Below are 21012 nucleotides of genomic sequence, written 5' to 3'. Positions count from 1 at the left end.
CAAGTTGTTGCATGGTGCAACGCAGCTTGCATCTCTATCGTTGCGTCCTGTCCGCAGGCGCCGACATTCGGCTTCTCTTGCCTGCGGTCAGTCTCACTACTCATTACGCAAGGAAAGAACGCAATGACTCTGCTCAGGAAGCTGTCCCTGGCCGCCGCGCTGGCCACCGTCTCGTTGTCGGCCAACGCTGCCGAATCCCACATCAAGGTCTACACCAACGTCGACCTGTCGCTGGCCCTGCTGAAGGCTGATGGCAGCCCGATGCCGGACATGATGGTGATGACCCACATCCCGGGTGACGGCCTGCGCACCATCACCGAGCGCGTGCGCGTGTTCACCAACGATGAGAGCAAGGACATCGAAGTCAATGTGCTGCACGATCCCCTGTTGGTGCTCCGGGCCGGTACCGGTCCGTCCGTGCCGCTGACGGTCAGCCTCAACAAGACGCCGCTGACCGTGGCGCCGACGGACTTCCTGGCCTCGGAAATCTTCGACGGTGCAATGCCGGGTGCCTCGTTCATCATGGACCTGGACATCGCACAGACCACCAAGGCCCCGCTGACCGTCGCCGGTGAATACGACGGCATCGTCAGCATCGCCATGAAGCAGAAGACCGCTTCGCCGTAACACTCCGCGCCGGCCCGGCAACGGGCCGGCCGCCTCAGGCATGACACCCATGAAAGTTCCTGTACCGGCCGTCACTCGGCTGGCGGTCGCGCTCGCCTTGTCGTTGGCCATGCCCCTGGTCGCGGCACGCGGGGTTCCGCCCGGCTTCGAGGATCTGGTTGAAGGCCAGATCGAACAACTCGATGTGCGCCTGTTCGGTCGCTCGGCCGGGCTTTCGCCGGTGCGCGTGACCCTGGAACACGTGCAGCTGGAAGACCCCGCGCGCGTGCTGCATGCGCTGGATCTTTCCCCCGAGGCGCAGGCGGCGTTGCTGCCCGCGCTGTCGCAGCCGTTGCCGCGCAACAGCCATCTCGCCTGCCGCTATGGCGGGGGCAGTGCCGGCTGTGGCTATCTCGATCCCCCCGAGGACCCCAACACCGTGCGTGCCCTCTATGACGAAGGCGAGGGCGCGGTGCGCCTGTTCGTTGCCCGCCAGTGGATCGCGGCCGAGCCGGCCGCCGAGCGCTTCCATCAGGTCAGCAGCAACGCCGAGAACGCGTTCCTGCACCAGCAGACCCTCAATTTCAGCGGTGGCCGCGGCTACCAGGCACTGACCGCCCGAGGCGCAGGAGCGCTGGGCGTGCTGCAGCGTGGCCACCTCGCCGTGGACTGGAACTTCAACAGCCAGCAGTACAGGGGTGGCCGCCGGCACGATGAGTTCCAGTTCGACAACGCCTATTACCGCCATGACCTGGGCCAGCAGCATTATCTGCAGGCCGGGCGCATGGACCGCCGCAACCTGTCCAGCCCGCAGGGCGGCACCTTCAGTTTCAGTATGCTGCCGATGGATCGCTTCGCCGGCCTGCGCGTGGGCACCACCCAGGCCTACGTGGATGCCGATGCCGCCGTGCAGGCGCTGCCATTGACCGTGCTGCTGGCGCGCGATGCGCGGGTGGACGCCTTCGATGGCGAGCGCCTGCTGCAGACCTTCTACCTGCAGGCCGGCATCAACGAGCTCGACACCCGCCGGTTCCCGTTCGGCAACTACACTGTCACCCTGCGCATCTACGAAGACGGCCAGCTGGTACGCAGCGAGGACGCGCCGTTCGACAAGGGCGGCGACTGGACCAACAGCAGCGTGCAGTGGTTCCTGCAGGGCGGCCGCCGCAACGAGCGCCGCAGCGACCGCTTCGACGGCGAGATGGCCGCCATGGCCGGCCTGCGCGTGCCACTGGGCCGCACCACGGCGGTCACCGCCGGCGTCGCCGACCTCGGCGGCTTCAGCTATGGCGAGCTGCGTGTGGACCTGCGCCATGCCTTCGCCACCCAGGATATCCGCGCCACCTTCAGCGGCCTGCAGGGCAGCGACGGCAGCAGCGGCCAGCAGCACCAGCTCTCCTATCGCCGCCACGCCTCGTGGAATCTCTATCAGCAGCGGGTACGCGGCAAGGCCTGTGTGTTCGAGGATGATGCGCGCGACCGTCTCGGCTGCGCCGATTCGCTGAGCGCCTCTGTCGCGCTGCCGGTTGCCGGTGGCAGCGCCTACATGGCCTATACCCGCCGCCAGACCTGGAGCCGTGGCTCGCTGCTGCCGGGCGACATCGACGATCCGATGGCCGGGCTCGACCCGCTGCTGCCCCCGTGGCAGCAGCGCTACACGCGCGAGCCGCAGCTCAGCCGCACCTGGCAGGCCAGCTACAGCCGCGTGCAGCGCTGGCAGGAGTTCAGTGTCTCCACCCGTCTCGGCCTGTGGCAGCAGGACACGCGCAGCAGCCTGCGCGACGGCCGCGACCGCGGCATCTACCTCAACGTCAGCCTGACCCGCCTGCAACGCGGCGAGCGCGGCAGTTCGCAACGCCGCTATGGCATCGACTTCCGGCAGCCGCAGCACCTGCGGCCGGACGTCAACTACAGCGCCGGCCAGACCGTGCGCCAGGAAATGGATACGCAGTACCGCGAGGCCTCGCTGGACCTGCGCGGCAACAACAACGACCGCTACAGTGCCGCGCTCAGTGCCCAGCTGCAGAACAGCATCGGCCACACCGGCGTCACCCTGGCGCACTACCAGCAGCGCGGTGGCAATGAGATGGCCTACAGCGCCACGCACAGCTCCGGGCTGGCCCTGGGCCGCCGTGGCTTCTACTGGGGCGGCGGCCTGGGCGCCGACGCCGGCCTGGCCGTACAGGTGGATGACACCGACGACCTGGAACTGACCGGCGTGGCCGCCGAGCTGCAGGTGGGCGGGTTGCGCCGGCAGCGCCTGGCGCTGGGCGAACGCCGCCTGCTGCCGCTGCCGGCCTACCAGACCCACCGCGCCGAAGTGCAGGATGCCAGCGCGCTGACCAGCGATGCCGCCATCCGCGTGACCGGCGTCGGCGGCGCACGGCCGTTGTTCCTCTCTCCCGGCCGGCTGGTGCAGATGCCGGTACCGATCGAGGTGACCTACACCTTCATCGGCAGCGCCCGCGACATCGCCGGCGCGCCACTGCGCGGCGCCCGCATCCTCAACGCGCCGGTGCCCGGTACCGGCGCCAACGGTGGCTTCGTCGCCGATTTCCCGCGCCGCGAACGCACGCTGTACCTGCTGCAGGACGACACCCTGCTGCAGTGCCCGCTGGAGGTTCGCGAGCGCCGCAATGTCGTGATGCTGGTGGGCCAGGTGGAGTGCGCGCCGTTGAACGTCGCCCAGCTGCCCGCCGATATCCGCCAGCAGGCCCGGGTCACCCGCCTGCTTCAGGAACAGGCGCTGATCGCCGCCGTGCCGCAGACCGCCGCCACTGGAGGTACGCCATGAACCGGCGTGGCGTGTGGGCCGTGATGCTGGTGCTGGCGTCGCTGTTGGTGATGCCGAAGGCGTGGGGGCAGCGGCCGCCGGAAACCCACCCGGTGAGTGCCACGCAGAACATCGTAATGACGTGGGATCGCTCGGCGATGCCTGGGGACATGTCGATCTGGCTTCCGGAATTCGTTCTCGGTTACAGCGTGGATAGGTCACTGAAGTACGGACAACTTCATCTCACATGCGCGTCGTCCAGCGACTCCGCCACGGGTGCGTGCCCTACAAGCGGGATATCCGCCATTGGCGACGGCGCAGGGCTCATCTCCGTTCAAGCGCGGGAACGGCGCTCGGGCATGACCACGAACATAAGCGTGCGCGGGTGGATTAATCGCGCGATGGATACGCGTGTATGCGGAACGTACTGGCTTTCACCCATTCGTCCGCCTTGGATAGCAGTGGGAGATGCCTGCGGGGGCGACCCCACAGTTGGAACACGCGTTGGTTTGGTCTTGCCGGAGAACGAGCTTTCTCGGCTGGTGGCTGGTCACTGGGACGCCGTTTTAGTGATGACCTTGCATGACGAACCTGATGGGGGTTCAGTCGCGACCTATCGCTTTAACTTCGACTTCACCATCACTGATCGAAACGCCGTCTCGATCTACTTCCCCGCATTTCACAACGTTAGCCCGCTGGTACAGCTCAACGCTGCCTATGATCCCATCGGGCAGACCGTGGGTGGACGCACGGTGCTGGAGATGTGCCTGTACGACGGCCTCGGTTCACAGGCGCAGTATCTCGGCGTGACGGTCCGCGATCGTGGCGGGCATCCCCCCGGTCCCAGCGGCTACTCGCTCTGGCACACCGACGGCGGTACCGACGACACGCGGCGCCTGGACTACAGCGTCAGCCTCGCCCATAGCGGCGCGACGGTGCGGATGCCCAACGGCGTGGAGCAGCAGCTTCACGGCATCGACAGCGCCCAGCTGCGGCTGGTGATCCTGCCGGGCATGAGCCAGCCGGTGTTCTGCGTGCCCACGCCGATCACCTTCGATATTCCCCGCGTCCCCATTTCCACCCAGCAGGCCGGCACTTACTTCGGCGAGCTGCAGGTGGAGCTGCGTGTGCCCACCACCACCCCCTGATCCCACCAGGAAGCCGCATGAAACGACTCGCCGCCTGCCTCATCCCGTTGACGCTGCTGCTGGCATTGCCGGCCCAGGCCAATCTCACCGTGCACCCGATGCGCGCCTCGGTGGATGGCAAGCGCAGTACCCAGATGCGCATCTATTCACAGTCCACCCAACCGCAGTACATCCAGGCCTCGTTGCGGCGCATCGTAGATCCGGCCAGCGACCAGGAGCACGAGGTGGAGGTCGAGCCGGGTGAGGCGGCCATCGCCATTACACCCGGGAAATTCGCGCTGGCTGGCGGCGGCAACCGGTTGATCCGGCTGATTCCGCTGCAGCCGGTGGAGGCCGAGACAGCCTACCGCGTCTACTTCGAAGGGGTGCGTGGGCCCGAGGAAACCAGCATCGAGGGCGGTGACGGTGCGCAGGCCAGTATCGGTGTGAATCTGGTCTGGGGTGCGCTGGTCAATGTGCTGCCGGCCGAAGGCACCGTGCAGCCGCGGGTGCAGGGCGATGCGCTGTACAACGACGGCACCCTCCGCCTGGGTATCACCAGCATCGCCGATTGCGAGGGCAGCCGCTGCACCGCCCATGACGTATCGCACAGCCTGTATCCCGGCAGTTCCCTTGCGCTGCCCTTCACGGTGGTGCCCGGCCATACCGTGCAGCTGCGCTATCGGCTCACGCGCGATGGCTATCGCGAACACGTGACCACCCTCACACCCTGATTTTTCCACGCCCGCTACGGAGATTTCCGTGGCGGGTGCGTTGTTGACATCGCTGTAAAGGAGCGTTCGATGAACAAGATCTACCGTCGCCTATGGTCCACCGCACGGCAATGCTGGGTGGTGGCCAGTGAACTTACTTCGCCACGCGGTAAGCCGGCCTCATCGGTCGGAGCCGCCGTACTGATTGTGGCTGCCTCACTCGCACCCGGAGCGGGTGTTGGAACGGCTGAAGCGGCAATCTACGAGAGTTGCCAGTACCCGGAGCAGTTTATCCTCAATTGCGTCCCGTTCATGGCCCATGTGCCCGGCTCGACCGTCAATACGCTTGGTGCGAACACCAGTTCCTACATGATGCTGGGTGCTGGCAACCACATGCAGGGAAGGTACTCATCGTTGTTCGGGAACTGGTCAAGCTCGGTAGGTGACAACAATACCGTGTTCGGATTCGATGCCCACGCCGAGCGGGCGGGAAGCGCCGTATTTGGTGCGCGAGCGGTAGCCGACGGACCTGGCGCGGTGGCGGTCGGGACGTATGCGCATGCGTCTGGCGACTTCGGAATTGCCATGGGCTATGCGGCCAGAACGGAGGGTAATGGTGGCGGTATTTCCCGCATCGCCATCGGCAATGATTCCTACGCTGGTACACCGGGTTGGACGGGCGCCATCGCGTTCGGTGGTCGTGCTCGTGCGGAGTACGACAGTGTGGCGCTTGGCTACGAGGCGCAGGCGAAGGGCGTGGGCTCGGTGGCATTGGGGCGCGGTGCAGTAGCTACGGAGAGCTATGTGGTCTCCGTAGGCAACGCCGCTGCACCACGCAGGGTCGTCTATGTCGCCGACGGCAATGTCACGCAATACAGCATGGACGCCGTGAACGGGCGCCAGCTCCTGGGCGTGAAGGAGACGGCGGAGCGCGCGTTGGACAATAGCAAGCTGGTCACGCAGGCATCTGCCAGCGGGCAGATACGCGTTGGCGCTGAGAATTCCGGCACCGTCCTGGACGTGCGTAACCGGTCGAACGCCAACCGAAAGATCAGCGGCGTGGCCGACGCAGCGTTGAGCACCGCCAGCACCGAGGCTGTCACCGGCAAGCAGCTGCACGCCACCAACCAGAGCGTGAGCACCGCCACCAGCACCGCCAATGCCGCAAAAGCGTCGGCGGATGCAGCCGTAGGCCGTATCGGCGCTGCAGCTGTCGCCCTGGGTCAAGCGGCGGTGGCTGAAGGCAGTGGAAGCACGGCCAGCGCCGCACTGGGTTCGGCGGCCAAGGCGTACAACGGCAATGGTGTGGCGATGGGTGCAGACGCACGTGCCGGCGTGAATGACAAGGGCGAGAAAAGCACCGCCGCCACTGGCGCAGTCGCCATTGGCGCACTCAGCCGCAGTGGCAATGGCGCGGTCGCCACCGGCTTGCGTGCGAGCGCCATCGGCGATCGCGCAGTGGCGCTGGGCAACGATGCGAACGCAGCGGCCACCCACGCAACCGCAGCCGGCTACAAGGCTACCGCCAGCGCCAGCCAGGCGACCGCCATCGGCCGTGAAGCATCGGCATCCGGCACGTTCTCCACCGCGCTGGGCAATCTGGCCAGCGCCCGCGCGGAGAGCGCTGTGGCCCTGGGTGACCGCGCCGTAGCGGACCACACCGGCAGCGTGGCGCTGGGCAATGGCTCCCAGACCACCGCAGGGAACCAGATCTCGGTGGGCAACGGCACGCTGAAGCGGAAAATCGTCAACGTGGCCGATGGCGCGCTCAACACGAGCAGCGCCGAGGCCGTGACCGGCAAGCAGCTCAATGCGACCAATGTCGAGGTCGCCTCGGTCCGCACCACCGCCGCCAGCGCCCAGACGACAGCGGGCGCAGCAAAGACCGCTGCCGACGATGCGTTGGCCAAGGCCAATGCTCTGGGCGGGCTGGTCGGTCAGACCTCAGCGACCGGCAACGTACGCCTGGGCGGTGAAAACACCGGTACGGTGCTGGACGTGCGCAACAAGTCCAATGCCAGCCGCAAGCTGACGGGCGTGGCTGACGCAACGCTCAGCACCAGCAGCACCGAAGCGGTGAGCGGCAAGCAGCTCAATGCGACGAACGTGGAAGTGGCTTCGGTCCGCACCACGGCCACCAGCGCGCAGACGACGGCCAACACTGCCAAGACGACCGCCGATAATGCGCTGGCCAAAGCGGATGTGCTCGGTGGATTGGTCGGCCAGGTATCGGCCACGGGCAACGTACGCCTGGGCGGCGAAAACACCGGTACCGTGCTGGACGTGCGCAACAAGTCCAATGCCAGCCGCAAGCTGACGGGCGTGGCTGACGCAACGCTCAGCACCAGCAGCACCGAGGCGGTGAGCGGCAAGCAGCTAAATGCGACGAATGTAGAAGTGGCTTCGGTCCGCACCACGGCCACCAGCGCGCAGACGACGGCCAACGCTGCCAGGACGACCGCCGATAATGCGCTGGCGAAAGCGGATGTGCTCGGTGGATTGGTCGGCCAGGTATCGGCCACGGGCAACGTGCGCCTGGGTGGTGAAAACACCGGTACGATGCTGGACGTGCGCAACAAATCCAACGCCAATCGCAAGCTGATGGGCGTGGCTGACGCAACGCTCAGCGCCAGCAGCAACGAGGCGGTGAGCGGCAAGCAGCTGTTTGGCGTCGATCAGAAGGTCACTGCGAATCAGTCTCTTCTGGCCAGCCACGCCACCGAGCTGGCTGGACACGAGGCCCGTATCGCCGGCAACCGGCGGGATCTGGATGACCTGCGTACCGAGTTTGACAACTTCGATCCCGATCTGGACGGCGTGGTCCGTTACGCAGCCGACGGTTCGATCGATATGGACGGCGGCAAGGTGCGCGGCGTGGCAGCCGGCGATATCAGTTCGGCTGGGAGTACCGATGCTGTGAACGGTGGGCAGTTGTTCGCTACCAATCAGCGTCTGTCACAGGTTGAAGAGACGGCTAGGTACATAGCTATCGGGCACGATGACGAAAGTATTGACGCCAAGGCAGGAGAGTTCTCAGTAGCCATTGGTGATGGCGCTGAGGCTGGTGAAGGCACTGATGGAGCAACTGCTATAGGAGCTTTCTCTAGGGCTCGAGGAAAGGGATCGGTCGCCTTAGGGCGCGCGTCGTTCGTCGATAGCTCCGCGGAAAATGGGTTCGCTCTGGGTATCGGGTCATCGGTTCATAGCAATGAAGGCGTGGCGCTTGGCGGATTTGCAAGAATTGAGTCGGGTGCAGAGTATTCAGTTGCATTGGGCGCATCATCGACCGCGACCGAAGAGAATGTGGTTTCTGTTGGAAACCTGACTAGGAAACGACGAATCGTCAATCTGGCTCGAGGGCGGGGGCCTGAAGACGCCGTCACTGTGGGGCAGCTCGGTGATTCATTAACAGCACTGGGAGGGGGGGCGGCCATTGATCCGGGCGGAAACATTATCCTTCCAACCTACAGAATGCAGGGCGGAAGCCAGAACAACGTTGAAGACGCCCTTAATGTTCTCGATGGTGCGGTCGTAGCGGGAAAAAATCGCTCCGATCGGATTGAGAGCCAGCTCCGCGCTGCCTTCCAAGAAACCCCCGCGAGCCGCAGCGATGGCTTCAACCAGCTCAACCTCGCCGGCGCCAACGGCATGGTGCTCGGCAACGTGGCCAACGGCCTGATTGCACCGGGCAGCCGCGATGCGGTCAACGGTGGTCAGCTGCATGCCATGGAGCAGCGTCTGGACGGTCGCATCGATGGGATCGAGCAGCGCGTTGATGCCACGCCGGAGGGCAGGGCGCTGGCGTCGGCCAGTGCACCCACGCCGCCGGCCGCGCCGGAGGCCGAGGGCCCTGCCGGCGCACCGGGTGAACCGGCGGCGGCTTCCGCAGGCCGTGCCGGTGGCGGCATCGCCAGTGCTGATGGTGGTGGCTCGCCTGCGCCGGCCGACGCGCCGGCGCCGACTCCGCAGGTGAACACCGCCGATCTGGAGAAGATGCTGGCCCGCGCCAACGAGTACACCGATGGGGCGATCAGCAATTTCGAACGCCGCCTGGATAAGATGGACAAGCGCTTCAACCGCATGGCGGCGATGAGCAGTGCGCAGAGCGCGATGGCGATGAACACGGCGGGCCTGGCGACGTACAACCGCCTGGGCGCTGGCGTGGGCTACAGCGATGGCGAGTCGGCACTGGCGGTCGGCTATCAGCGGGTGCTCAACGAGCGTGGCTCGGCCACCTTCAGCCTCAACGGGGCGTTCACCAACAGCGGTGAGCAGAGCGTGGGCCTGGGTGTAGGCATCGGCTGGTAATCCTCCCGTCTCATTGCAGGGAAGCACCGGCGATCCCCGGTCCGTCATTGCGGACCGGGGAGTTTCTTTTTGTGTCGTGCCGTGCGGGCCCGGGCGGGCAGGTGCCACGCCGCCGTGGGCTCAGGTGCCTGGGTCCATCTGCGCCAGCAGGCGGTCGATCTCGTCCAGGTCTGCGGCGCCCGGGTCGCCGTTGATGGCATGGTGCTTCAAGCAGCCGTCGATCTGGTCCAACGTGACCAGCGTGGCCGCATCCCCGACCATCGAGGCCGCCCCGCGGATGCGGTGGCTCATCCCCAGCGCCCGCCGCCATTCGTGGGCCACGATGGCCTCGCGCAGTGCGGCAACATCCTGGGGGATCTGCGTGCGATACACCGCCAGCACATCCAACGGCGTCGCCGCCGCCGGCCGCAGGGCCCTGGCCGGATTCATGGCCGTGCAGTGCGTGGCCACATCGAACGCAGGCCAGTCGATGGGCTTGCACAACGTCGCCGCGATGCCCGCGGCCCGGTAGCGGGGGGGACGGGTGACGTCGGGTGACGCCGAGATCGAGACCACGCGGGCGCCCAGCCACGCGCGCGCCCGCTCCAGGGCGCGGATGGCCTCGATCGTTTCCAAGCCGCTGGCATCCGGCAGTGCGTCGTCCAGGGTGATCAGGTCGAAGGGGCCGGCCTGCGCCAGCTGCTGCAGTGCCTCATGGCGACTGGCGGCGCAGCGCACCTCGAACCCGCGCTCGCGCAGCCGGTGGCTGATGACGTCGGCGATCAGGGGCTGGTCTTCGATGACCAAGGCGCGCGCGGGCCGGTCGTTGTGGGCGGACAGGTGGCCGGGCAGGGCCGGCGCCGGCTCCGTGCGCAGCTGCGCGGGCAGGATGGCGGTGAAGGTAGACCCCACGCCTGGTTGGCTGCGCACGGTGATCTGCCCGCCCTGCGCCGTGGCGATGCGGCGGCATAGGGACAGCCCCAGCCCGGTCCCGCCGCGCTGCCGGCCGTCGCGGGTGGTGTTGAAGGCGCCGAAGATGTCGTTCAGATCTTCGGCGCTGATGCCTTCGCCGGTATCGCTCACACGCAGCACCATCCGGCCGCGCTCGCCCACGCCCGCCTCGAATCTCAGGCGCACCGACACGGTGCCGGCATCGCAGAACTTCACGGCGTTGGAAATCAGATTGCTGGCGATGTGGCGCAGGGCGCGGGTGTCGCAGCTCGCGTGCTCCAGCACCGGCTGGTCGAGATCGAACAACAGGGCGGTGCCCTTCGCCGCGGCCACCGGCCGGGAGGCGCTCAGGCAGCCGGCCAGTACGGTAGCCGCGCCGGGCTGCCACTCCACGGGTGCATGGCTGTGGCGATCCAGGAACATGAATTCCAGCGCATTGGCCAGGGTGTGGTGCAGCGAAGAGGTGGCCGCGCGGGCGGATGCGATCACGGGCGCGGCGGACGGGGTGGGGACGGTGGATTCAATCAGGTCGATGGCGGAAATGACCGAGGCCACGCCATTGCGCACTTCGTGATTGACCAGGGTCAACATGCGCGCCGTGCTGGCCTGCAGTGCCGCGGTCGCCCGCGCATTGCGGTAGGCCTGGATGATCACGAAGGCCGCACCAAGGATGGACAGCACCAGTACGATGATCGGCGTGCGATAGAAAGAGAGGACGGCATGGAGAGTGGGAGGCGAGCGATACAGGGCATCCATCCACCGGCCGACCAGATCCTGCTGGGTGTCCAGTGGCAACGCGCGGAACGCCTGATGGGCCCGTTCCATCTCGGCGGCACGCGCAGGATGGGAGGCGACCCGGATTCGCACGGAAGGGCCATCGCTGGCCGGATGCACCGCCAGCGTGGTGCTGTTGCCCCGGCGTGCCAGCGGAATCAGGATGGCGTCCATGCCCAGCGCCGCGTCCACGGTGCCGCTGTCCACCGCGGCCACCATGTCTGCCGCGGCAGGCAGAGGAAACACCTCGATCGCGGGGTGGTGAGCGGCCAGGTAGCCGTGGTACTCCCCGTTGCCGATCACGGTGACACGCTTGCCCTCCAGGGCGGACAGCGCCCGCACGGGAGAGCTGCTGCGGGTGAGCAGAACCGAATCGCCGGCATAGAAGACCGGTGAAATCACCGTGGCCGTGGGCAACAGTGCCGCGGTGCCCGGCAGCGCGAACGCCAGCCCGTCCACCTCCTGCTGCGCAAGCAGGCCGAGTGCGTCGCTGAAGGTGGTGGCGCCGGCCACCTGGATCTTGATGCCCGAGAGCGCCTCCACCGCCTCCACGTAGGCACGTGCACCGCCCAGCGAGGAAGGCCCGCCCAGCCCGTACGGGCCGCCCAACTGCGGGCCGGCGGCCAGCACGAAGGGCGGCTGCCGATCCGAATGGGCGGGGAACAGCGTAAGCAGCAGCGCCCCGGCAGCGAGGAGGATGGTCGCCAGCAGGCTGGCCTGCAACGCGACCCGACGTTTACCCGCGATGTTTTTCATGTAAGTACGCTCGCACCGATCCACGCACAAGAACGGCACCGGCAAGGCGCCGACGGTGCTGTGGAAGCTGGTGCGCGCAGCCACGAATCCAGCCTTGCACGACACCAGGAGGCGCTCAATGTGCGTTTCCGACGATGGGGTGTCGTATCCGGCACGAGGCGCTGGGTCTGCGCAGTGCGTCTCGCAGGCCTCCACGCGCCCTTCACGGCGATTGGCTCGATCGGCATGGCATTCGAAGGTCATCAACGTGCATCGCGCAGCGGGCGACGATGCGTCCGGTGAGCTGGCTGCATCACCTTGGACACTCGCACCGTCCTCACGATCGTTCCACGCGTTGCTGCGTGTGTGCCACCTAAGCTGGCATTCCCGTCGCGAAGTTTCTTTTCCCATGACCACAGCACTACATGATCTGGACGCCCTTGAACCCATCGATATCGATGCGCTCAAGGCACAGGGTGTGCCGCCGGTCGCCCAGTACCTGGTGGACCAGGAAAAATTCGTTCTGTTGGGCGGCAAGCGCGGCATCTACCGCTTGGCCGGCGCCGATACGGCGTGCTACTTCACCAGCCTGGACCAGATCCGGCTTCACCTGCTGGGGCAATCATTGACGCGGCTGACGGTGGAGCTGGCCTGAGCGCTCAGATCCCGCCCTGGCGAGGCAGCGGCGCAGGCACGTTCAGCTGGCCACCGGCGGCGACATAGGCCGCCAGTGCTTCGCCTTGACTGAGCAGATGGCGGTTCATCATCTGCTCGGCGGCTTCGGCATCGCGGTTGCGGATGCAGGCCATCAGGGCGCGATGCTCGGCCAGTGACTGGGCCATGCGGCCCGGTGTGAGCAACTGGCGGCCGCGATGCATCTTCAGGATGCGGTGCAGGTCGTGGGTGACGCGGATCAGCCACGGGTTGCCGGCATGGGTCTGCAGGCTTTCGTGGATCAGATAGTTGTTCCGGTAGTACTCGGCCAGATCGCCTGCGGCTGCAGCGGCTTCCATGGCATCGTGCAGCGCCTGCAGCTGGACCACGCCCGCTTCATCGATCCGCTTGACCGCTTCATGCACGCAGCGGCCTTCCAGCATGGCCATCACCGGGAACAGCTGGTTGAGGTCTTCCAGGGTCAGCCGGGTGACCCGGCTGCCGCGGCCCGCATCGAGCTGCACCAGGCCTTCAGCGGCCAGCAGTTTCAGGCTCTCGCGCAGCGGGGTGCGGCTGATGCCCAGTTCTTCGGCGAGCAGCGGCTCGTCGATCCATTCGCCCGGTGGCAGTTCGTAGTCGTAGATCTTCTGGCGCAGCCGCTCGGCCACTTCTTCATAAAGCGGCACGCGTTTCTTCGACAGGCGGGGACCAGGGGCCAGGGGCATGGCAGGGCTTCATGGACAGGTGTGCAGCATTCTACCGGGTCATGGCGGGCCTGCCGGTGCAGGCCCGCCGTGTGCTTACATCCAGCCCGGCACGACGAACAGCAGCCATGCCAGCAGCGGACCGAACGCCACCACCAGGCCGCTGTAGACCAGGAAGCGGCGGAACAGGGCTTCGCGCTCTTCCTTCGCCGCCGAGGCAACCACCAGCGCGCCATTGGTCGAGAACGGGCTGACGTCCACCACGGTGGAAGAGATCGCCAGCGCGCAGATCACACCGGCCGCGCTCAAATGCCCCTGCATCAGGAACGGCACCGCCAGCGGGATTGTTGCGCCCAGCACCGCCGCAGAAGAGGCGAACGCCGAGACGATGCCACCGACATAGCAGACCAGCAGCGCGCCCAGCAGCGGAATGCCGATCGCACCCACGCCATGGCCGATGTAGTCCACCGCGCCGGCCTGCTGCAGCACGGCCACGTAGGTCACCACGCCGCTGATCAGCAGCACGGTCGACCAGCTGATGCCATCCACCGCGCCCTTCTGCGAGTTCGGCGAGAGCAGGGCCAGCACCACCGCGACGGTGATCGAGACCAGGCCGACGTTGAGGTTGTAGACCAGGGCCGCGATGCCGAGCCCGAGCAGGCCGATCAGGGTGAACACGCGCTCGCGGTTGATGCGCACGTCATCCAGCGCATCGGGATCATTGGAGAGCGTGCCTCCGCCGGCCGAGACCAGGGCGCCGTGACCTTCGATCGCAAACTGGCGCGAGGAGGCCTGGCTGCCGGCGAGCAGCGGTTCGGTCGCCGTCGGCGCGCGACGCATCAGGGCCAACCCCCCAAAGGCGAAGAAGCAGATGATGCCCATCAGCAGGTTGAAGCCCAGGCTGGTCAGGAACACCGCCATTTCCGTGACTTCCAGGCCGGCCTTCTGCACCACCTGGTTGGTGATGCCGCCATACACGCTGATCGGCGAGAAGCCACCGGCCTGCGCGCCGTGGATCACCAGCAGGCCCATCATCAGCGGGTTGATCTTGTACTGCTTGGCAAAGCGCAGCGCGACCGGGCCTATGATGGCCACTGCGGCCGGGCCGAGCGCGCCGAAGGCGGTCAGCACGGCGGTGACCACGAACATCACCCACGGTATGGCGACGATGTGCCCACGCACCGCCTTGACCGCCCAGTGCACGAGCAGATCGATGGTGCCGTTCTTCTGCGCGATGGCGAACAGGTAGGTGATGCCGACCAGGGTCAGGAACAGGTCGCCCGGGAAGCCGGCCAACACTTCCTTGCCCTCCATCCCGACGAACAGGCCGCCGATGATGAAGGCCAGCGCGAATGCCACGGCACCCATGTTGATGGGCAGGGCCGTGGCCACGATGAACATGATCACCAAGCCGATGATCGTTGCGATTTGCGGACTCATGCGCCCTCCCGAGACACTTGATACGCGTGCAGCATGATGGCGACCCGCCACCCGGGGACTGCTGGTGTTACACCTTCGCGTGGCCCCTCATGCGCGTGCGCATGCGGCGTCCACCCATTCGCGCACGCCCTCCAGCGTGCGGAAATCCTCTACCGAGCGGGCCTGCAGCTGCGGATGCAGCTCGCGTACCCGCCGGCTCAGCGCCGAGCCGGGGCCCAGCTCCAGAAATACTTTTCCGCCGCGCTCCACCGCCTGCGCCAGCACCTGCTGCCACTGCACCGTCCGGGCGATCTGCGCGGCCAACGTGTGCACCACACGTGCGACATCGACGACGCTGCTCCCGTCGATGCCGGCCAGCAGGCGAAGCCGCGGCGGCTGCAGTGCGGTCTCACCCAGGGCCGCTTCGAATGCCTGCGCCGCGGGCGCGAGCAGCGGGGTATGTGCGGGAACATCCACCGGCAGTGACACCGTGCGTGCACCGTGCCCGACGGCCGCAGCGGCGGCGGCCTCCAGCGCGCTGCGCAGGCCGCCCAGCACCACGTGGTCCGGGCCGTTGACGATGGCGAGATGGACCGCGTGCTCGGCGCACAGCAGGGCGATCTCGTCGGCCGCCAGGCCGATCACCGCGATCAGGCCGGCATCGGCCGGCGAGGCGGCGTCCATCAGCGCGGCGCGGCGGGCAGCCAGGTGCAGGCATGCAGTGCTGTCGAAACTGCCGGCGATGGCATGGGCGGCCAACTCACCGGCGCTGTAGCCGGCCACCGCCGTTATGGTGGGCAATCGGTCGCGCAACGCGGCCCAGTGCGCCAGCGCCGCGGCGCAGACGAGCGGTTGGGCGAGGGCGTTGCGGAAGCGGTGTTCATCTGCGGCAAGTGCCTCCACCGGCGTGCCCAGCACCTCACTGGCCTGCGCGAGGATGGGCTGGGCACGGGCGTCGTCGCCAACGCGCGCGAACATCCCCGGGTGTTGGCCACCCTGGCCCGGGCAGAGTAGGACCAGGCTCATGCGTTCTCCTGCAGGTGCAGGAACCACGTGCAGGCCAGCAGATCGGCGCTGCCGCCGGGGCTGAGCCGCCGTTGCTCGAATGCGTCACCGATGGCGGCGATGCGTTCGCGCCAATCGGCCTGCTGGACACCGCCCGCCGCGAGGAAGCCGCGCGCCTGGTGCTGGGCGAAGGCCAGCCCGGCCTCACCCCCGCGGTGCAGGAGATTGAGATCGACCGTGTGGGCGATCAGCGTCATCAGGGTTTCCACCTGCGCCGCTTCGGCATCCTGGGTGGCATCCAGCGCGCGTTGCAGGGTTGGCAGGGCCAGCGCGTGCAGCAGCGGGTACCCTGCGGCCGCCTGTTCGCGGACACCGGGCACGGCGTGCCGCCGGCGGGCGCGTTGGCCGGGGCTGTGCGGATTCAACGGAGCCTCCAGCAGCGCCGACCGCCACTGCGCGACACCGCGACATACGGCCTCGCCCGACGGTGCGCCATCGCCGCTGGCGCGAAGGCGGGCGGACTGTGCGACCAGCAGCCCGAGGCTGAAGATCGCCCCGCGATGCGTATTGATACCGCCGGTGGCGCGCAGCATCGCGGCTTCGGCGGCGATGCCGAGCGTACGCAACGAGGCGAACGGCACTTCGCTGCGGCCCGCGTGCGCGATTGCGACGAAGTAACCGCGCAGCGCGAACAGGCTGCGCAGGAAGGTGCCCGCATCCATGTCGGTGTGACTGCCGCGACTGAACGGCGTGACCAGGCCGGGTTTGGGCGCGCAGGCAAGCTCGGCGTGCAGACTGCCGATGGCCAGGCGGCCGAGACGACGCGCATCGGCAGAGCGGGGCGCAGCGGTGGCCGGCAAGGGCAGCCGAACGGCGTTCATGCGGCGACCTGCCAAGCGGTGAGCGCCTCGCGCGGCACCAGCGAGCATGCATCGTTGCCTTTGACCATCAGGCGCGCGGCGCCGCTGGCGTACTCGCGCCAGTTGACCGCACGGTCACCCGGGAAGCGCAGTTCGCCGTCCAGCCGCGTGGGCGATCGCCGCTCGCAGTGCTGCAGCACGGCGACGATCGTCTCGGCCTGCCCGGTGCCGGTGACGTCCCAGAGCAGGTCAAGATCCGAGCCGTCATGCAGGTAGCCCAGGCCGGTCAGGTGCTGCCACGCCGCGCTGCCGAACACGCGCGGTGCTACCGGTAAGGTGGCCGTTTCGGTGGCAAGGCCGTGCAGCCGGTCGCGCCATCCCGCGCCGATATCCGTCGCGACCTCGGTCAGCAGCGGCGGTGGCGCGCTGCGCAGGACGGCGGACGGATCAACCCGCAGCGACAACCGCTGGCGGTGCTCGGCCAATGGCAGGGGAACGCCCAACCGCAGCTGGTGTTCGTCGCTGGTGGGGACGCGCCGCGCCACCACGAAGGGCAGTCGCGCCTGTGCCCATGCCCGCAGCCGCGTCTCGGCGCCCGCACTGAGAACCTGCCACGGTGCCTGCGGATCGAGCCAGACCAGGTCGTGACGGCGCATGGCTCAGGCCTCGCCTGCGGCCACGGCGGCAGCGACGTCGCGGGCGAGCAGGCGACCGCCACGCGCCGTTCCGCGTTCCCTGCGCTGATCGCCGGTGACCGGCGCCTGCAGCGCTTCGACCAGCGCCTGTGCAAGATCGCCCTCCCAGACGGCCTCCACCGCACCCATGCGCACGTAATTTTCCACGCCCGGCGCGAATACCGGCGAGCTCTGGCTCAGTGCCTGCAGTTTCTCAAGCGGCTGTTTGGTGACGCGCGCCATCGCGCGCAGATCCATCACGCGCACCTGCGCTTCGGGCAGGGCGTAGATGCGGTCGGCCATGAGCCCGAACGAGAGGAAGCCGCCGCTGACCGATTCGCCATAGACCAGACTCACCAGCGGCGCGCCACGGCGGCGGGCCAGATCCAGAGTGCCGGCCAGGTGTGCGAAGTAGCTGTTGATGCCGAGCATTTCATCGCGGCGTGCCAGGCGCTGGCCGGCGGTATCGACCAGCATCACGATCGGCCGCTGCGGATGCGCGCGGGTACTGGCGAGCACGGTGGCAGCCAACGCCAGTGCGTGATCGACCCCGACCTCCAGCTTGTTCGCGGTACCGATCACGGTGACCTCGCCCAGTGCCGTGGTCGCGGTGCCGCCCAGCACATCGTCGTTGCGGGTGACCGCGTGACCCCGCGGGAACAGTGCGTCGAGCAGGGGGGTCAGTTCCATGGCAGGCTCCGGTTCCTGGCCGCTTCCAGGAAGTCAGCGGTTTCCAGCAGCGGCAGTTGGTCGGCATCGACGATGCCCTGCAGGCGCCAGACCTCCAGGCCATCGCGGCAGCCCCCGTAGGCGTTGATGCGTGCATCTAGCCGCGTGTGTGCCTGCTCAAGGGCCTGCAACGGGTCGTCGGCCTCGGTGTGGGGGTCGATCAGTGACCGTGCCGCCTGGCCAAAGGCGTCGATGCGGTCCGGCACCAGCTGCACGGCATCACCGATCAGGTAGCGGTGCTTGCCGCCGGTGACGCGCCAGACCAGGGCGCGGTCGCGCGAGTCGAACTCCTCCACGCCACGCACGGTCTCGATCACTTCCGGGCCGGACAGCGAGAGCCGGCCTTCTTCGGACATCACCACCGCCGTGCAGCAGCGGGCAACGATGCCCATCCCACCGAAGGCGCCGTTGCCGCTGCCGATCAGTGCAAACACGGGAATCCCGGCGGCACGCGTGGCCAGCACCGCACGCATGATCTCGGAGATGGCGACCAGGCCGGCGTTGGCCTCATGCAGGCGCACGCCGCCACTGTCGAGCAGCAGCAGCACCGCGTCCGGACGTACCGCGACGGCACGTTCCAGCAGCCCGGTGAGCTTGGCGCCGTGTACTTCCCCGACGCCACCGCCCATGAACTGGCCCTGCTGCGCCGCGATCAGGACAGGACGACCGCTCAGGCTGCCCGCGCCGACCACGATGCCGTCATCGAATGCACCCGGCTGATCCAGCTGCGCCAGGTGCGGGCTGATGATGCGGCGGGCCGGGCCGACGAATTCGCTGAAGCTGCCTGCATCGAGCAGGCCGGCGACCCGCTCGCGGGCGTCTGCTTCGTAGAAACTGTGACTGCTCACGAAGCGTCTCCTTCCTGCAGGGTTTCCAGTGCCTGCTGCAGTCGCAGGCTGACCACCGCCGGCGTGGCACCGGCATCGTTGATCGACAGGCGCACGTTGCGCAGCGGATGCCGCGCGGCGAAATCGGCCAGCACCGCCTGCCAGATCGTGTCGAAGCCGGTGGCCGAGGTGATCACCTCGATCTCCATCGCGCCGTCCAGCGGGGTAGGTTCGATCAGCACTTCCAGATTGCCCGAGGCGACCACGCCGACCAGCGCGTGTTGGTCGCGCTCGGTGAGATCGTGCTGCCCGGTGAAGCGATAACGCAGGGTTTCCATGGCGTGCCCCTTACCAGTTGCGGAAGCGTTTGGGCGGGTTGTACAACCCGCCGGACCAACGCACGAGATCCTTGACCGAGCGCGCGGCGAGCAGGTCGCGGCTGGCATCGCGGGTGCGGATGCCCAGGTCTTCGGGGCGGCGGATGATGCCGCGGTCGCGCAGGTTCTCGACCATCACGCGGTCACGGCCCAGGCCGACCGCGGTGTAGCCGGCCACGCCGCGGATCGCCTGCTCGCGTTCCTCGGGGCTGCGGCACAGCAGCAGGTTGGCGATGCCTTCTTCGGTCAGTACGTGGGTGACGTCGTCGCCGTAGATCATCACCGGCGGCAGCGGCATCTTCGCGCGCTCGGCCAGCTCCCAGGCGTCCAGGCGCTCGACGAAGGCCGGCGCCATGTGTTCGCGGAAGGTTTCCACCATCTGCACGACCAGCTTGCGCCCGCGCGGCATCTGCCCCGGCAGGGCCGCTTCCTGGCCGGCCTTGAGCCAGGCCGGGCTGGCATGGCGGCGACCGCGTGCATCCGAGCCCATGTTGGGCGCGCCGCCGAAACCGGCGATGCGGTCGCGGGTGGCGGTGGAACTGTTGCCCTGCAGGTCGATCTGCAGCGTTGAGCCGATGAACATGTCGCAGGCATACAGGCCGGCGGTCTGCGAGAACGCGCGGTTGGAGCGCATGCTGCCGTCGCTGCCGGTGAAGAACACATCCGAACGCGCCTGGATATAGCGTTCCATGCCCAGCTCGGAGCCGAACGAATGCACGGACTGCACGAAACCGGACTCGATCGCCGGGATCAGTGCCGGATGCGGATTGAGCGCCCAGTGCGTGCCGATCATGCCCTTCAGGCCCAGTGACTCGGCGTAGGTGGGCAGCAGCAGTTCGATCGCGGCGGTATCAAAGCCGATGCCGTGGTTGAGTCGCTGCACGCCGTATTCGGCGTAGATGCCCTTGATGGCCATCATCGCCATCAGTACCTGGATTTCGGAGATCTGCGCCGGATCACGGGTGAACAGCGGCTCGATGTAGTTCGGGCGCGGCGCCTCGGTAACGAAGTTGACCCAATCGGCCGGGATGTCGACGCGGGGGAGGGTATCGACGATTTCGTTCACCTGGGCGATCACGATGCCGCCACGGAACGCGGTGGCCTCCACGATCACGGGGGTGTCTTCCGTGTTGGGGCCGGTATAGAGATTGCCGTGGCGGTCGGCGGCCTGCGCGGCGACCAGGGCGACCTGTGGGGTGAGATCGATGAAGTAGCGGCCGAACAGTTCCAGATAGGTGTGGATCGCCCCGATCTCGATCCGTCCCTCGGCAACCAGATTGGCCAGCCGGCCGCTCTGCGGGCCGGAGAAGGAGAAGTCCAGGCGCTGGGCGATGCCCCGCTCGAAGACATCCAGATGCGAGGGCAGGGACAGCACGGACTGGACCATGTGCAGGCCGTGCACCTGCGCCGGATCGAGCTGGGCCAGGCACTCGGCCAGGAAATCGGCCTGTTTCTGGTTGTTGCCCTCCAGGCAGACCCGGTCGCCCGGTTCGAGCACGGTGTGCAGCAGGCGGGGAACCTCGGCATGGGGCAGCAAGCGCCCGAGCCCGGCATCGGCGGCCCGCTGCAGCCTTGCCTGGCGGCGATCCGCTAGCGTGTTCCAGTCTCGAGCCATCTGCCGCCTCTTCATAATTACGCTGTAATTACAAAGCTATCACCCGAGTTTGGCCGGGGCAAGAGGCCTGAGGAGGCCAGTTCCGGGCCTGTCGTATTCAGTTAGAGCCGGCTCTCCTGGCCATCTTCAGCGTCCAATGCGCCGAGCATCGCGTTGTCGGTGCCGAGCGCGATGGCTGGCGA

16 protein-coding genes are annotated in these 21012 nt (G+C 67.4%); 6 read left to right on the top strand and 10 right to left on the bottom strand.

The window, feature by feature from the left end; translation table 11 throughout:
• Window positions 1-123: 123 nt before the first annotated feature.
• From ORK51_RS04925 to ORK51_RS04905, 5 genes are all read left to right on the top strand, one after another.
• Window positions 124-627, top strand: a complete 504-nt coding sequence (locus ORK51_RS04925) for a CS1 type fimbrial major subunit (protein ID WP_266084369.1) — start codon at window positions 124-126, stop codon at window positions 625-627.
• 49 nt (window positions 628-676) lie between these two features.
• The gene (locus ORK51_RS04920; protein WP_266084368.1) at window positions 677-3400 is read left to right on the top strand and encodes a TcfC E-set like domain-containing protein; all 2724 of its coding nucleotides are present in this window, start codon (window positions 677-679) and stop codon (window positions 3398-3400) included.
• Complete coding sequence (locus ORK51_RS04915; protein ID WP_266084367.1) at window positions 3397-4527, top strand: CblD like pilus biogenesis initiator family protein; 1131 nt, start codon at window positions 3397-3399, stop codon at window positions 4525-4527. Before ORK51_RS04920 ends, ORK51_RS04915 begins: the two co-directional genes overlap by 4 nt.
• Before the next feature lie 17 nt (window positions 4528-4544).
• Window positions 4545-5240, top strand: coding sequence for a giant cable pilus chaperone protein (locus ORK51_RS04910; protein ID WP_019184595.1), 696 nt, complete (start codon window positions 4545-4547; stop codon window positions 5238-5240).
• Between the two features lie 69 nt (window positions 5241-5309).
• Window positions 5310-9527 carry an ESPR-type extended signal peptide-containing protein gene (locus tag ORK51_RS04905; RefSeq protein ID WP_266084366.1) on the top strand — a complete coding sequence of 1406 codons (4218 nt, stop codon included), beginning with the start codon at window positions 5310-5312 and terminating at the stop codon, window positions 9525-9527.
• Between the two features lie 120 nt (window positions 9528-9647).
• Here the strand turns inward: ORK51_RS04905 and ORK51_RS04900 are convergent, their stop codons facing one another.
• Window positions 9648-11987: an ATP-binding protein gene (locus ORK51_RS04900; RefSeq protein ID WP_266084365.1), complete on the bottom strand. Its 2340-nt coding sequence runs from the start codon at window positions 11985-11987 to the stop codon at window positions 9648-9650.
• Between the two features lie 388 nt (window positions 11988-12375).
• Here ORK51_RS04900 and ORK51_RS04895 point away from each other — a divergent pair, with 388 nt between their 5' ends.
• Window positions 12376-12621: a hypothetical protein gene (locus ORK51_RS04895; protein WP_019184591.1), complete on the top strand. Its 246-nt coding sequence runs from the start codon at window positions 12376-12378 to the stop codon at window positions 12619-12621.
• A gap of 4 nt (window positions 12622-12625) precedes the next feature.
• Here ORK51_RS04895 and ORK51_RS04890 read toward each other — a convergent pair whose 3' ends face one another.
• The 9 genes from ORK51_RS04890 to mdcA form a co-directional block, all read right to left on the bottom strand.
• Window positions 12626-13345, bottom strand: a complete 720-nt coding sequence (locus ORK51_RS04890) for a GntR family transcriptional regulator (RefSeq protein WP_266084364.1) — start codon at window positions 13343-13345, stop codon at window positions 12626-12628.
• Between the two features lie 75 nt (window positions 13346-13420).
• Window positions 13421-14764: an SLC13 family permease gene (locus ORK51_RS04885; RefSeq protein ID WP_266084363.1), complete on the bottom strand. Its 1344-nt coding sequence runs from the start codon at window positions 14762-14764 to the stop codon at window positions 13421-13423.
• Between the two features lie 87 nt (window positions 14765-14851).
• Window positions 14852-15769, bottom strand: a complete 918-nt coding sequence (gene mdcH, locus ORK51_RS04880) for a malonate decarboxylase subunit epsilon (RefSeq protein WP_266084362.1) — start codon at window positions 15767-15769, stop codon at window positions 14852-14854.
• A complete protein-coding gene (gene mdcB / locus ORK51_RS04875) occupies window positions 15766-16629 on the bottom strand; it encodes a triphosphoribosyl-dephospho-CoA synthase MdcB (protein ID WP_266084361.1) in 864 nt (287 codons plus the stop codon). The genes mdcH and mdcB overlap by 4 nt, the downstream gene beginning before the upstream one ends.
• Window positions 16626-17264 (bottom strand): malonate decarboxylase holo-[acyl-carrier-protein] synthase, encoded by a 639-nt coding sequence (gene mdcG, locus ORK51_RS04870; protein WP_266084360.1) that lies wholly within the window; start codon window positions 17262-17264, stop codon window positions 16626-16628. Before mdcG ends, mdcB begins: the two co-directional genes overlap by 4 nt.
• A 3-nt stretch (window positions 17265-17267) precedes the next feature.
• Window positions 17268-17972, bottom strand: a complete 705-nt coding sequence (gene mdcE / locus ORK51_RS04865; protein ID WP_266084359.1) for a biotin-independent malonate decarboxylase subunit gamma — start codon at window positions 17970-17972, stop codon at window positions 17268-17270.
• Window positions 17963-18859, bottom strand: coding sequence for a biotin-independent malonate decarboxylase subunit beta (locus tag ORK51_RS04860; RefSeq protein ID WP_266084358.1), 897 nt, complete (start codon window positions 18857-18859; stop codon window positions 17963-17965). Before ORK51_RS04860 ends, mdcE begins: the two co-directional genes overlap by 10 nt.
• The gene (gene mdcC / locus ORK51_RS04855) at window positions 18856-19176 is read right to left on the bottom strand and encodes a malonate decarboxylase acyl carrier protein (protein WP_266084357.1); all 321 of its coding nucleotides are present in this window, start codon (window positions 19174-19176) and stop codon (window positions 18856-18858) included. Before mdcC ends, ORK51_RS04860 begins: the two co-directional genes overlap by 4 nt.
• Before the next feature lie 10 nt (window positions 19177-19186).
• A complete protein-coding gene (mdcA, locus tag ORK51_RS04850) occupies window positions 19187-20830 on the bottom strand; it encodes a malonate decarboxylase subunit alpha (protein WP_266084356.1) in 1644 nt (547 codons plus the stop codon).
• Between the last annotated feature and the right edge of the window lie 182 nt (window positions 20831-21012).

The organism is Stenotrophomonas sp. RIT-551 (assembly GCF_026241915.1).
Classification (GTDB): Bacteria; Pseudomonadota; Gammaproteobacteria; order Xanthomonadales; family Xanthomonadaceae; genus Stenotrophomonas; species Stenotrophomonas bentonitica_A.
Note: the sequence above shows the minus strand (reverse complement) of the source record. Positions and strands in the feature narration are given on the sequence as shown.

Coding starts and splice junctions, on each gene's coding strand:
- mdcE (WP_266084359.1), bottom strand. CDS start 17,972: ATGGAACTGACCCCCCTGCTCGACGCACTGTTCCCGCGGGGTCACGCG.
- ORK51_RS04915 (WP_266084367.1), top strand. CDS start 3,397: ATGAACCGGCGTGGCGTGTGGGCCGTGATGCTGGTGCTGGCGTCGCTG.
- mdcB (WP_266084361.1), bottom strand. CDS start 16,629: ATGAACGCCGTTCGGCTGCCCTTGCCGGCCACCGCTGCGCCCCGCTCT.
- mdcC (WP_266084357.1), bottom strand. CDS start 19,176: ATGGAAACCCTGCGTTATCGCTTCACCGGGCAGCACGATCTCACCGAG.
- ORK51_RS04885 (WP_266084363.1), bottom strand. CDS start 14,764: ATGAGTCCGCAAATCGCAACGATCATCGGCTTGGTGATCATGTTCATC.
- ORK51_RS04910 (WP_019184595.1), top strand. CDS start 4,545: ATGAAACGACTCGCCGCCTGCCTCATCCCGTTGACGCTGCTGCTGGCA.
- ORK51_RS04905 (WP_266084366.1), top strand. CDS start 5,310: ATGAACAAGATCTACCGTCGCCTATGGTCCACCGCACGGCAATGCTGG.
- ORK51_RS04920 (WP_266084368.1), top strand. CDS start 677: ATGAAAGTTCCTGTACCGGCCGTCACTCGGCTGGCGGTCGCGCTCGCC.
- ORK51_RS04900 (WP_266084365.1), bottom strand. CDS start 11,987: ATGAAAAACATCGCGGGTAAACGTCGGGTCGCGTTGCAGGCCAGCCTG.
- ORK51_RS04925 (WP_266084369.1), top strand. CDS start 124: ATGACTCTGCTCAGGAAGCTGTCCCTGGCCGCCGCGCTGGCCACCGTC.
- ORK51_RS04895 (WP_019184591.1), top strand. CDS start 12,376: ATGACCACAGCACTACATGATCTGGACGCCCTTGAACCCATCGATATC.
- ORK51_RS04890 (WP_266084364.1), bottom strand. CDS start 13,345: ATGCCCCTGGCCCCTGGTCCCCGCCTGTCGAAGAAACGCGTGCCGCTT.
- mdcH (WP_266084362.1), bottom strand. CDS start 15,769: ATGAGCCTGGTCCTACTCTGCCCGGGCCAGGGTGGCCAACACCCGGGG.
- mdcG (WP_266084360.1), bottom strand. CDS start 17,264: ATGCGCCGTCACGACCTGGTCTGGCTCGATCCGCAGGCACCGTGGCAG.
- mdcA (WP_266084356.1), bottom strand. CDS start 20,830: ATGGCTCGAGACTGGAACACGCTAGCGGATCGCCGCCAGGCAAGGCTG.